Origin of the sequence: Pseudodesulfovibrio senegalensis (assembly GCF_008830225.1) — a bacterium.
Taxonomy (GTDB): domain Bacteria; phylum Desulfobacterota; class Desulfovibrionia; order Desulfovibrionales; family Desulfovibrionaceae; genus Pseudodesulfovibrio; species Pseudodesulfovibrio senegalensis.
Window position 1 is genome coordinate 563,563 of the sequence record NZ_WAIE01000001.1, and the last position, 11,691, is coordinate 575,253.

Annotated in this window: 7 protein-coding genes; 3 read left to right on the forward strand and 4 right to left on the reverse strand. The window is 57.6% G+C overall.

Going from position 1 to position 11,691, the window contains the following annotated elements:
• Window positions 1–21: 21 nt before the first annotated feature.
• A complete protein-coding gene (locus tag F8A88_RS02615) occupies window positions 22–1,293 on the forward strand; it encodes a radical SAM protein (RefSeq protein ID WP_151149508.1) in 1,272 nt (423 codons plus the stop codon).
• 99 nt (window positions 1,294–1,392) lie between these two features.
• On the opposite strand, the gene F8A88_RS02620 is transcribed toward F8A88_RS02615, so the two are convergent.
• Window positions 1,393–2,976 (reverse strand): sigma 54-interacting transcriptional regulator, encoded by a 1,584-nt coding sequence (locus tag F8A88_RS02620; protein WP_151149509.1) that lies wholly within the window; start codon window positions 2,974–2,976, stop codon window positions 1,393–1,395.
• A gap of 513 nt (window positions 2,977–3,489) precedes the next feature.
• Here F8A88_RS02620 and F8A88_RS02625 point away from each other — a divergent pair.
• Window positions 3,490–4,734 carry an MFS transporter gene (locus tag F8A88_RS02625; RefSeq protein WP_151149510.1) on the forward strand — a complete coding sequence of 415 codons (1,245 nt, stop codon included), beginning with the start codon at window positions 3,490–3,492 and terminating at the stop codon, window positions 4,732–4,734.
• A 262-nt stretch (window positions 4,735–4,996) separates the two neighbouring features.
• Complete coding sequence (locus F8A88_RS02630; RefSeq protein WP_151149511.1) at window positions 4,997–6,586, forward strand: histidine kinase N-terminal 7TM domain-containing diguanylate cyclase; 1,590 nt, start codon at window positions 4,997–4,999, stop codon at window positions 6,584–6,586.
• Window positions 6,587–6,669: 83 nt separating this feature from the next.
• Here F8A88_RS02630 and F8A88_RS02635 read toward each other — a convergent pair whose 3' ends face one another.
• Genes F8A88_RS02635 through F8A88_RS02645 form a run of 3 tightly spaced genes read right to left on the reverse strand, consistent with a single transcriptional unit; the run spans window position 6,670 to window position 11,687 of the window.
• Window positions 6,670–9,708 carry a hypothetical protein gene (locus tag F8A88_RS02635; protein ID WP_151149512.1) on the reverse strand — a complete coding sequence of 1,013 codons (3,039 nt, stop codon included), beginning with the start codon at window positions 9,706–9,708 and terminating at the stop codon, window positions 6,670–6,672.
• An 8-nt stretch (window positions 9,709–9,716) separates the two neighbouring features.
• Entirely contained in the window at window positions 9,717–11,246 is a 1,530-nt protein-coding gene (locus F8A88_RS02640; RefSeq protein WP_151149513.1) for an ATP-binding protein, read from the reverse strand.
• Window positions 11,247–11,264: 18 nt separating this feature from the next.
• On the reverse strand, window positions 11,265–11,687 hold the full coding sequence (locus F8A88_RS02645) for a response regulator (RefSeq protein ID WP_151149514.1): 423 nt from the start codon (window positions 11,685–11,687) through the stop codon (window positions 11,265–11,267).
• Window positions 11,688–11,691 lie beyond the last annotated feature (4 nt).

An 11,691-nucleotide genomic window follows, 5' to 3' on the forward strand; every position in this document is an offset into this window, starting at 1 on the left:
CAGGAAAACGGGAGATTCGTCATGACCAAGGATATCACCAAGCACCCCTGTTTCAACAAGTCCGAAGCCGGTTCCTGCGGCCGCGTGCATCTGCCCGTGGCTCCCAAGTGCAACATCCAGTGCAACTACTGCAACCGCAAGTACGACTGCGTGAACGAGTCGCGTCCCGGCGTGACCAGCAGCGTGCTCAAGCCGTTTCAGGCTGCGGAATACATGGACAAGGTGCTGGAAAAGGAACCGCGCATCACCGTGGCGGGCATTGCCGGGCCCGGCGACCCGTTTGCCAATCCGGCGGAAACCCTCGAAACCATGCGGCTCCTGAACCGGAAACACCCCCATCTCATTTTCTGCCTGTCCACCAACGGCATGGGAATCCTGCCGTATCTGGACGACATTGCGGAGCTGGGCGTTTCTCACGTGACCATAACCTTGTCCGCAGTGGACCCGGCCATCGGCGCGAAAATCTATTCATGGGTGCGCGACGGCAATGTGGTCTACCGCGGCGAGCAGGGCGCAAAGGTGCTCCTTGAACGCCAGTTGTCGGCCATCAAGGGACTCAAGGAACGCGGCATCGTGGTCAAGGTCAATTCCATCCTCATTCCCGGCGTCAATGAAGACCACCTTGTCGAAGTGGCCCGCGTGGCTTCGGAACTGGGCGCGGATATCCAGAACATCATCCCGCTGAAACCCACGGCGGACACGCCCTTTGCGCACTTGCCCGAACCGGGGCGCGAAACCGTGCTGCCCCTGCGCAAGGAGGCCACAACGTTCATCGAGCAGATGACGCACTGCAAGCGGTGCCGCGCCGATGCCGTGGGACTTCTGGGCGACGATCAGTCGGCATCCCTGTGCGGCACGCTTTCGGCCTGCTCCAAGCTCAAGCCCATTGAGCCGGAAGCGGCGCGCCCCTACGTTGCCGTGGCCACCCGCGAAGGCATGCTCGTCAACCAACATCTGGGCGAGGCCACATCGTTCCAGATATGGGGGGAATCGGACACCGGCGGATTCCGCATGGTCGAGGACCGTCCCGCTCCCAAGGCCGGTTGCGGTCCCCGGCGCTGGGCGGAACTGGCCGCCGCGCTCAAGGACTGCCGGACCGTGCTGGCCGCAGCCATCGGAGAAACGCCCCGAACCGTGCTCAATGAACAGGGCGTGGAAACACAGGTGGTGGACGGGTTCATCAAGGACGCCCTGCGTTTGGTGTACGGCGGCGGCGACCTGAACACCCTCAAGGGCCGCCGCAACGGCATAGGCGGAGCCTGCTGTTCCGGAACAGGTTCCGGCTGCGGGTAGGCGCATTGCTCGATCGAAAAGAAAAGCCCCTGTTCGGAGATGGACAGGGGCTTTTTGTATGCATGGGGGGGCGAGGCCGTAATCAAGGGGGCAATGGGGTCAGCGCTGTTCCTCTTTTATCCGCCGCAGTTTGGCGCGTCCCTCGGCGATCAGGGATTCGAGACCGTGTTTTTTGACCCGGTAGCCCATTTGCCGGGCGGTCAGGCCGAGCGCCTCGGCCGCCCGGTACTGAAGCCAGCCGTTGCGCTCCAGCGCAGCCAGTATTTCGTTGCGTTCGAATTCCTTGAGCGAGCTGAAGCGGGGCTGGGCCTCACGCCTGTCGGCAATTTCAGCCTCGCCCGCGCCCTGTGCGGGCGTGAGGTAGGACTGCAGAAATTCCAGACCCACCGTATCCGAATCCGACATGATGACCAGCCGTTCGATGAGGTTCTGCATCTCCCGCACGTTGCCGGGCCAATCATAGCTGATGAGCGCGTCGAGCGCAGACGGCGTGAAGTGGATGGTGCGTTTGTAGTCCTCGGCCATTTTTCGCAGGAAATGATTGAGCAGCCCGGTGATATCGTCCTTGCGTTCCCTCAGGGCGGGCACGCGCAAAGGAAACACATTGAGTCGGTAGTAGAGGTCCAGCCGGAAATCGCCGTGTTCCACGAGGTCGCCAAGGTCCCGGTTGGTGGCGGCCAGAATACGCACGTCCACCACCTTGGTGCGGTTGGAGCCGAGCCGCTCCAGTTCCTTGTCCTGCAATACGCGCAGGAGCTTGGCCTGAAGGGCCATGGGCAGTTCACCGATTTCGTCCAGAAAGATTGTGCCGCTGTCCGCTTCCTCGAATCGTCCGGGCCGCGCGCTGGCCGCGCCCGTAAACGCGCCTTTTTCATGGCCGAACAGTTCGGACTCCAACAGGTTTTCCGGGATGGAGGCGCAGTTGACCTTGATGAAGGGGTGCCCCTTGCGTTCGGAAAGTTCGTGGATGATCTGTGCGATGAGGGTCTTGCCCACGCCGGATTCGCCCAGAAGCAGCACCGTGGCCTTGGTGGGCGAAACCTTTTCCATCTGCCGCTGCACCTCGACCATGGGTGCGGACTGGCCGACGATGTATGGTCCCTTGGAGTTTTTGGCCACCTGATACTTGAGCGAGGTGTTTTCCCGTTTCAGGACGGCTTCGCGTTCCATGATTTTTTCGTTCAGGGAGATGAACTGTCCGATGAGCGTGGCGACCACCTTGAGGAAGTCGATGTCCTCCTCGAACGCAACCTCGTCGTCGAACAGCCGGTCCACATTGAGCACCCCGATAGGTTCGCCATTCAGGATGATGGGCACACCCACGAAGGAGATCATGCCGCGCTTGACCCGCCGTGACCCGGTCTTGTCCAGAAAGAGCGGCTCCTTGTCTATGTCCGGCACGTAGTACGGCTCGCCGGTCCGGAATATCCGCCCGGTCACGCCTTCGTTCAGGCGGTAGACGCCGCGCCGCTTTTCCTCGGCGGTCAGCCCGTAGGAAGCACTGATGGACAACTGTCCGGTATCGGGATCGTAGAGCGTGACCGTTGCCCGCTGCATGGCAAGCTCTTCGGACATGATGCGCAGCACGGACTCCAGAGCCGACTCCAGATCAATGGCCTGTTCGATGTCCTGGCAGATGGCGAGCAACGCCGAAAGTTTGAGTCCGTGTACCGTGGAGCGCATGTCTGTTCAAAGCAAGCATGGTGCCATGTTTTGATTTTGAAAAAACGCTTTATTGCAAGTAGTTAGGCTGTGGCGGGATTCGTCGAGTTTTACAAAAATGGTAAAAATGCCGTTTTGAATAGACAAATGTGAAATTGCGCGGTGGGGAAAATTTTTTCAAACACGAATCCAATCGGAACGAGTTTAGACATGGTTGTGGGGCAGGGGTGTCCTGTTTGTGCGTGCGCCAGTTCGTAATCGCATGGACGACTCATCCCTCGGACGTGTTTTTCCGCCTGATTCCCTTGTTGGTCCTGTCTGGTAATTTAATTGACTTATTATTGAAAACGATGTTCAATATCAATAAAGTTTCTGTTCGTAAAATTCAGTAACAACTTCATTTACTTCATTATATTGACATGTTCACATTTTGTATGCGCCGGTGCGACGGAACGCGCAAGGTGGACGTCGGGCGGTTCCGTGTGCACGGTTCTGTTCGGCCGGATACGCAAAGAGCCATGAGGGTGCATTTTCATGCTGGTACCAAAAGGGATGCTGGAGCGCATGCAGCTGGCAGGGCAGGAACAACGGTCCAAGGCAGGTCTGCTGGCCGGGCTGTATACTACGCAAACTCTGGGGCTGGCCTTTGTGACCACGGCCGTGCCCGTAATTCTGCGTCAGGCCGGGGCAGGTTTGGACGTCATCAGTCTGGTGTTCGTGCTGGGCATCTGCTGGTCGTTCAAGTTTTTGTGGGCTCCGCTGATCGACCGCTATGGTTCAGGGAGGCTCGGCCATTATCGCGGCTGGATAGTGCTGCTGCAACTGCTGATGATTCTTGCCACCGTGAGTGCGGCCTTTTTCCCTCCGGGCACGCATTTGCAGGCCCTGGCCGTGTTGCTTGTCTTGATCTCGTTTTTTTCCGCCACGCAGGACATTGCGGCCGACGGCCTGTCCGTGACCATACTCAGGCCCGAGGAGCGCGCGCTCGGTTGCAGCATTCAGTCCGCAGGCAACATGCTCGGCTTTCTGATCGGGGGCGGCGTGGTACTGCTGGTCTATCAGTGGCTGGGCTGGAGGGTCTGTCTGTTTGCGCTCGCAGTCGGAATGGCGCTGCCATTATGGGGTATATCCCGCTACCATGAGCCACAATCGTCTGCTGTTGCCAAGGGCGGAAAGTGCGATTTTTCGGTGTTGCTTCGTTTTTTCAAGCGGCCCGGAATCCTCCATTGGATCGCCATCGTGCTGGTGTTCAGGATCAACGGACAGATTTCCTACTGGCTGCTCAGCACCTATCTGGTGGATCTGGGCTGGAGTCTGGAGCGTATCGGTTTCGTGCTCAATATCGTGGGGCTGTTGCTGGGCATGGGCGGTTCGATTTTTGGAGGCGTGCTGGTGGAGCGTTGCGGCCGCAGGACGGCCATGCTGGCGACCCAATTCATGGGGCTTTTGGGAACCGTTGGTTTTATTGTTTTGCTTCAGGGCGCGGCAGAATCGATTTCGCTTGCCGTATACGCCGTACTCGTTTTGAGCATGATCGGGTTCGGGCTTTCTTTCACGGTGGTTTTTACGGTGATCATGGACAAATGCGATCCGGCCTCTGCCGCAACGGATTTTACCCTGCAATGGTCGTTGGGCGGGTTGTCGTCCATGGCTGTTGCCGGGGTGTCCATGGCTTTGGCCGAATATGTGGGATATACGTGGGTGCTTTGCGCCTCCGTGGTCATTGCAATCGGCGCGCTGGCCCTGATCTGGGCCTATGACGGTTTCGAGAAGGTCTGAGCAGGCAATGAAGCGTATGTTGTCCGAGTCCTGAGGCCAAACCCCGCCTGAAACCCGGTTGTTGCCAGAGGTCGTGTCGGGGCAAAACGGACATCCTTCTGTAGCAAATTCCATGTTGACCAATATATGAAATACGAACAGGATAGCCGGGCTTGGGTAGATTCATTTCGGGCAATGCAGAGTCCCTGACGCACCGGATGGGGAACCCCGCCGAAACCGTGGCCAAATATCGGTACATATCACAGGTTTTTCGCAACAAAACATGGATATACACTATTATGCCATAGCAACCCTGTTGCTTTCTGCCGTCATGACTGGAGTCCTGTCGGCCTATTCGTTTCGCAGTTTTCGGACTTCCGGATCGCGGCCGTATGCCTTTCTCATGGCCTGCGTGTCCATTTATTCGCTCGGGTATGCCATGGAGTTGTATAATACAACGCTGCCATGGATTCTCATCGCCTCGAAAATTCAATATTTCGGTATTTCATTCATTCCGATCCTGTGGTTTACGGTTGCCGCCAGCTACGCCGGATACTGGAAGAAGATTCCCAGGACCCTGACGGTTCTGCTGTTCGTGATTCCTGTGACCACGTTGTTTTTTCGTTTGACCAACGATTGGCATCACCTCGTGTACAAGGCGGTGGCCCTCAATGAATCGGGGCCGTTCCCCGTGCTCAGCATAACCCGCGGCATCTGGTATTACGTCAATACGACCTTCGCCTATTGCTGTCTTCTTGCAGGAAATTTCTGTTTTCTGATCATGGCCATCCGGATGGTTGGGCCGTACCGCAAGCAGGCCGTGACCCTGGGCGCCATCTCTCTTGTCCCGTGGATCGGGGACATAATCTACCAGCGCGGGCTTTCCCCGTATGGGCTGGACGTGGCCCCTTTTGCCTTTGCCCTTGTCGGTCCCATGTTGGCCTGGGGGCTGTTTCACCTGCGCATTTTCGATTTCGTTCCCATTGCCCGGGACGTCATTTTCGATTTCATGCACGATCCGGTCATCGTTTTCGACAATGCCGACCGTCTGGTGGATTACAACCGGGCCGCTGTTGCCATGCTCGGGTCGTTGGACCGCCGGTCCATAGGCATTCATGCCGAGCAGGTTTTTGAGGGATACCCCGCTTTGCTGGAAAGCCTGGACGCCGGATTTTCGGACAATCGGGACATTCATCTGGAATACCGTGGAAGCGAGTATGTGTATGAGCTGTCCACCATGCCCATCGTCGCCAATGTACAGCGCCCCATGGGGAGAATCGTGATGCTGCATGACGTCACGGAACAGAGGGGGTTGGTGCGGCGGCTGCACGACATGGCAACCCGCGACGGACTGACCGGGGCGTTCACGCATCGCTATTTCATGGATTTGGCCCAACGGGAGATGGACAGGGCCGGACGCCACGGGCGTCCGTTGACATTCATGCTGGCCGATATTGATTTGTTCAAGCAGGTCAACGACAAATACGGTCACCTGGCCGGCGATGAGGTCCTGCGCAAGGTTGCCGCAATCATTCGGAAGAATCTTCGCTCCAGCGACGTTTTCGGCCGTTACGGAGGGGAGGAGTTCGGCTTGGTCCTGCCCGAGACCCTTCCTGAAGACGGAAAGGCTCTGGCCGATCGCATTCGCGGTGATCTTGCGGAACTTTCAATCCCGTTCGGCGAACAGGATATCACCGTCACTGTCACCGTCAGCTTCGGCGTGTCCGGCTGTCATTTTGAAGACGGTGCTTCCGAGAGCCTTGTTTCTCTTTTCCAGAGGGCCGACAAGATGCTTTACAAAGCCAAGAGAGGCGGCCGGAACCGTGTGGTGCTGGCCGAAGAGAACCCCAAGGCTGAGTCTCGGCTGACCTGATAACGCCGTGCCGCCCGGAAGCGGGCGATGCTGTGCCTGTCCCCCCATTCCCCACGGCTTCGGCATGTGCTTCCTTTTGTCGGCTATGGTGTGCCTTCCGGCTGTTTTGGGGATGCCAGATTCCTGTCCAGCCGTTTCAGTACCGCGAGATAATCCCGGTAACGCGTCAGATAGAAGGAAAGGGGTTTGGTGAAGTCCCGTCCCACAAGTCCGTCCACGAACAGCCGGGCCACCTCCTTGTCTTCCCTGAGAATGAGTTGCGAGGCAAAAAAGATGTCCTTTTCCTCGCTGGTCATTTCCTGAAGCGCCTTTTCCAGAGCCTCGGCAGCGCGAGGCTGATAGTAGCGGATATATAGCAGATCCAGGGCATTGGCGATGACGATGGGCGAGAAGTCCGTGCCCTGTTTGCGGGAGAACGCAATGAATTCTTTTGTGTTTTTCAGCAGCTCAAGCATGTTCCTGTTGGGGTAGAGCACCTCCATGCGGGAAAACGTTTCGAATATTTGCGCGATCTTTTTTGCATAGTCCCAACGGCGTATGGCGATATTTTGGCTTCTGTCGGCCACACCTTCGATCACTGCGGCCACACAGTCCGAGGCGAGTTTGGATATGACGGCGGCCCAAAGCTGCAGGATGGCGTTTACATCGGTGTGCCCCGCAAGGGAGAGGGCGAGCCCGATGGCAAAGTTGAACGCCACGGCGATGGGGATGGAGAACACGCTGCGGAAGAAGTTGCCGAAGGCTGCGCTGCGCGGCAGGCCCCGAAACAGGTTATGGCCCATGATGTATACGCCGTTGGTTATGGCCATGACGGTGTAGAGGGTCAACGGAGCCGTGGTGGTGTCTATGCCCAGACCTTGCTTGAGAAGGAGCGATTTGCACAGCCAGTCCAGCAGGGGCACGGAAAAACCCGTGTACAGCAGGGAGTCGGCCAGCCTGTCCCAACTCACGTATTCATTCCATGGCAGGTATGGGGAGCGGTGGAGCCCGCCGCCGCCCAGTATGGACTGGATTATGTTGCGCACGCCGGTGATGGAAAACCAGATGACCCCGCCCAGATACGCCTGAATCCACCAATCCTTGGTCAGAAAGAACGTGAGAAAGGCCGGGATGAAACCGAAGATTATCTTGAGCAGGTTCAGGGAAAAGGAATTCAGATATCCGAGCGGGATATGGTCGGATTCCGGCGCACGACTGCCATGCAGGCTCAGTCCGTTGCCCTGTTCCGAGCCGAAGCCGCCCAAGGTAGTCAGGTTGCCGTCATCGCCGTCCTCGACCTGAATGTCCGTGATGCGCCACCGGGTTTTAACCGTGCACAAGAGCATGCGCAGCACAGGGATGGTGCTGGCCCTGGCCAGTATCCTCCCGGTGATTCCGGTCCGGGGTGCCGGAGGGATGAATTCCAGCACCTGGGTGGTGCCCACCAGCGCGGGGATGTGTTCGAGAACCGGTCGCCTTTGCAGTTCCTTCCGGGCCGGAGCGGGCAGGGTGTCGCACACGGCCACGCCCATGCCGATGTTGCGCGAGGACTGCCCCGTGGACCCTGTGCCGATTGATGTCTTGAGTCTTTTGTGCCTGTAGTAAGCGCGGAGCGTTTCGAAGTCGTTCAGTATGTGGCGCATGGATTCCGCACGTTCAGCCGCTTCCTGCGTCCCGGAATTTTCCAGCCGGGCGAGTGTGTCGCTGATGATGCGCTTCAGGGCCACTGCGTTGTGCCGATTCAATGCCCGCTGCAATTCGCCGAAGGGCAGTCTGTCTTCGGCCCTTTTATCCGGCATGTCCTTGATATTGAACAACTGCAGATGGTTGATGCGGCCTTTGCACTGGTAAAGGATTTCCAGCACATCCTCCATGCTCAGGTCTTCCAGCATGAGCACGATCCTGCCCGATTCGGATACGTCATGCAGGCGTTCCACCAGTTCTCCGGGCGCAAGGCGCATCAGGGGAGGTAATTCACAAATTTGGGACGGTATATCCGGGTTCAGGATGTCCCGGTTGGCCGACGGATGCAGATAGCGCGCGACAATGGTGTCCGTGTCCAGCGAATTGAGTGATTCCACCTGCATGGCGATGCGGGCCTGATCGTCATAATCCGTGGTGTCGTATTGTGCGGCCAGCCTTTTGGTGTGCTCGCTGAACAGGGGCATGGCCAACTGGTGAATATATTTTCCCAGATGCAGAAGCGACGGTTGTCCGCAACCCATGGCGCTCGCCATGTCCTGTGCGTCGATTGCGGGCAATGCCACGCCGAATTCCTGCTCGATGGATTTGCGGTGTGTAACGTTGAACTCCTCGATTACGGCCATGACGTAATCGGTATGGAGCTGCTGGGCCTCCCTGCCGTCCTGCATCAGCGTCCGGACGGATTCACGGTGGAAGAACGTCTCCAGGTCGTTTTCGTCCTGCAGTCTGCGCGGGGTCCAAGCCATGCGGACGAACCGTCCGCGGAACAGCGCCTTGAATTCAATGCCGATCCGGACTTCCATTTCCAGAATTTCCGCAGCGGCGAACAGCTCCGAGACAACGGCCCTTTCCACGTGGTTGTAGTAGATCACCGAGAGGCTTCGTATGCCTTTCACCCACGCGTCCATGATCAGGTGGGTCGCGGATTTACGGCCCTTGCTGTTGGCGTCGTGCACCCGGTCGTCGAACGCTATCTGATTCCACTCCTCGGGCATTTCCAACAGATGGTACCTGCGTAATTGCTTGCGCAAAAAATGCGGTTTGCCGCAAGCCACCATGCGAAAGTCATGGGCCAGTTTGAGCTGGGTCTCGGGCTGTCCCTTGGCCCGGATGAGTTCCTTGGCGATTTGTATGAGTACTCTGGCCCGGTTCAGGCGCAGACTGCCGATGGAGCTTGCAAAGACCTCGTCGCGCAGGGCGGCCAGCGCCTTGAGGCGTCCCCGCGCCTGATCCGATTTCAGGGAGTTGAGCAGATGGACGATGGCGTAGGCGATGCGCAGTCCCTGCGGCGCTGCCAGTTCCTTGATGCCGTGGGGGCGAAGGTACGGAGTGAGCAGGGTTTTGAATTGGGCGTGGTCGAGCTTGCGGTCGATGACATCGTTGAGAATGTCCAGCAGTCGATAGTCGTTTTTGTCGAAGTAGAGTTTTCGCAGGGGCACGGTTTTCCTCATGAGTCGTCTTGCAATGCAGGCAGTTCGCAGCTTCCCAGAACAGGGCAGAACAGCATGGTCACAGTGGTTCCCTGTCCCGGTTTGCTGGCGATTTCGATTCTTCCGTCATAGTCGGTTATGATTTTGCGGATCATGGCCAGCCCCAGCCCGTAGCCGTCTTCCTTGGTCGAATAGAACGGGCTGAAGACCTTTTCCTGTTCTCGGCTGGTCATGCCCACGCCCGTGTCGGAAACCGAAAGAGCGGCCATGTCGCCCCGCATGTCCAGTTTCAGGCTTATGATACCGCCGTCGGGCATGGCTTCAAAGGCATTTTTTATTATGTTCACGAGGCACTGCTTGAACATGCCGGCGTTCCCCTGCACACAGGGCACCTTGCCGTTGCATTCGGTGGTGAATTCGTAGCCGTGTTTTTCGTAGCCGATGCTCATCAGGTCCACGGTTTCGGTCATGAGCTTGCACAGGTCCACCTCTTCAAGCGTGGACTTGGATGGCTTGGTGAAATTGAGCATGCTGGAAAGAATATGGTCGAGCCTCTTGGTCTCGCTGACCAGGATGGAGACTTTTTCGCGTTCATGCTCGGTGAGGTTGGTTGATTTGAGCAGCGAGTTGGCAAAGCCGCCTATGGCGAACAGGGGGTTGCGGATTTCATGGGCAAGATAGGTGGACATCTCCCCGATGACGGCCAGCCTGTCCCGCTGCTGTTCGTGCCGTTCCTGATAGGTGCGTTCGGTGATGTCCCTGTGCATCATGAGAATATGGGTCATGTTTCCCCTGCTGTCGTAGATGGGGTAGGAGTATATTCGGTAATAGAGCAGGTGCCCGTTCTCATCCAGGCGGGTGAACATGGCCTCGTCCTTGGTGCCGGTGTGCAGCGTGCGGTGAAAGGGACAGGTCGGGTCCAGGCTGGCGCAGAATTGCCGCCCCCCGCGCGATGTGGCGCATTGCCAGCAGAAATGGCCGAGGATTTCTTCCCGGGTTTTCCCCGCTCTTTGCCAGACGCGTTTGTTGGCGTCCTCTATTCTTCCTTCACGGCTCAAGAGCATGATGTCTTCACGGATTTCGTCGATGATGGACTGGAGCAAAACCCGCTGGTTCTCGAAGCTGACGCGGAAGTGGTGCTTGGTGAGCGCCATGTCGTAGAAGCCGCAGAAGAATATGGCTTCCCGGTGGTCGAGCAGCGAGATGGAGTTGTCCAGTTTGGAGCGGATTTCCCCGAGCCTGTCGTCGTCGCCCACCAGCTCCACCACCAGATTCATTTCCGGGTGCGCTTCCAGCATTTGGTCGAATGTGTCATAGACCGGAACGCCGAGGTCCGGGACAGGCATCATGGCCGGGCTCTGTTTCAGCTCGCTGAGGGCCACAAGGCTCAGATCGGGCAGGAAATTGCGGAACGGCTCGCTGTGTATGGTGTCCAGAATCACGGAAAACCCCGCTCCCGAACCCGCGATGCCTATCCTGAAACCGTTTTCCTGACCGTTCCAGATGCATTCCCCGAGATTAGCGAAATTGAAATCAGTGTCGAACATGGTTCAGCCCTTTTGCCATCATGACTCTTCAGACAAGATGTCCCGCATGCCGATGCGCCCTTCGCGCAGAAACTTCTTTTCACCCGCCAGTCGGACCTTCTTGAGCAACTCGCTTACCGATGCGGGTTTGAGCAGGTAGTCGAACGCGCCGAGTTCCATCATGTCCAGCGCGCCGGAAACCGAAGCGTGCCCCGTGAGCACGATGACTTCCGCATCGATGTTGTTGTGCATCATGTGGCGCAGGGTTTCCTTGCCGGACATGCCCGGCATCTTCATGTCCAGCAGGATCACGTCGAATTCGTTGTCGTCGGTGAGCACAAGTGCGTGCTCGCCGTCTTCGGCCCCCTGTGCCTGCATGTCCTTTCCATTCAGTATTCTGACTAAGTTATCGCGAAACCGCTCCTCGTCGTCAACAACAAGTACCCGAATGATCTGTTCCATTTCG

Coding starts and splice junctions, on each gene's coding strand:
- F8A88_RS02615 (WP_151149508.1), top strand. CDS start 22: ATGACCAAGGATATCACCAAGCACCCCTGTTTCAACAAGTCCGAAGCC.
- F8A88_RS02620 (WP_151149509.1), bottom strand. CDS start 2,976: ATGCGCTCCACGGTACACGGACTCAAACTTTCGGCGTTGCTCGCCATC.
- F8A88_RS02625 (WP_151149510.1), top strand. CDS start 3,490: ATGCTGGTACCAAAAGGGATGCTGGAGCGCATGCAGCTGGCAGGGCAG.
- F8A88_RS02630 (WP_151149511.1), top strand. CDS start 4,997: ATGGATATACACTATTATGCCATAGCAACCCTGTTGCTTTCTGCCGTC.
- F8A88_RS02640 (WP_151149513.1), bottom strand. CDS start 11,246: ATGTTCGACACTGATTTCAATTTCGCTAATCTCGGGGAATGCATCTGG.
- F8A88_RS02645 (WP_151149514.1), bottom strand. CDS start 11,687: ATGGAACAGATCATTCGGGTACTTGTTGTTGACGACGAGGAGCGGTTT.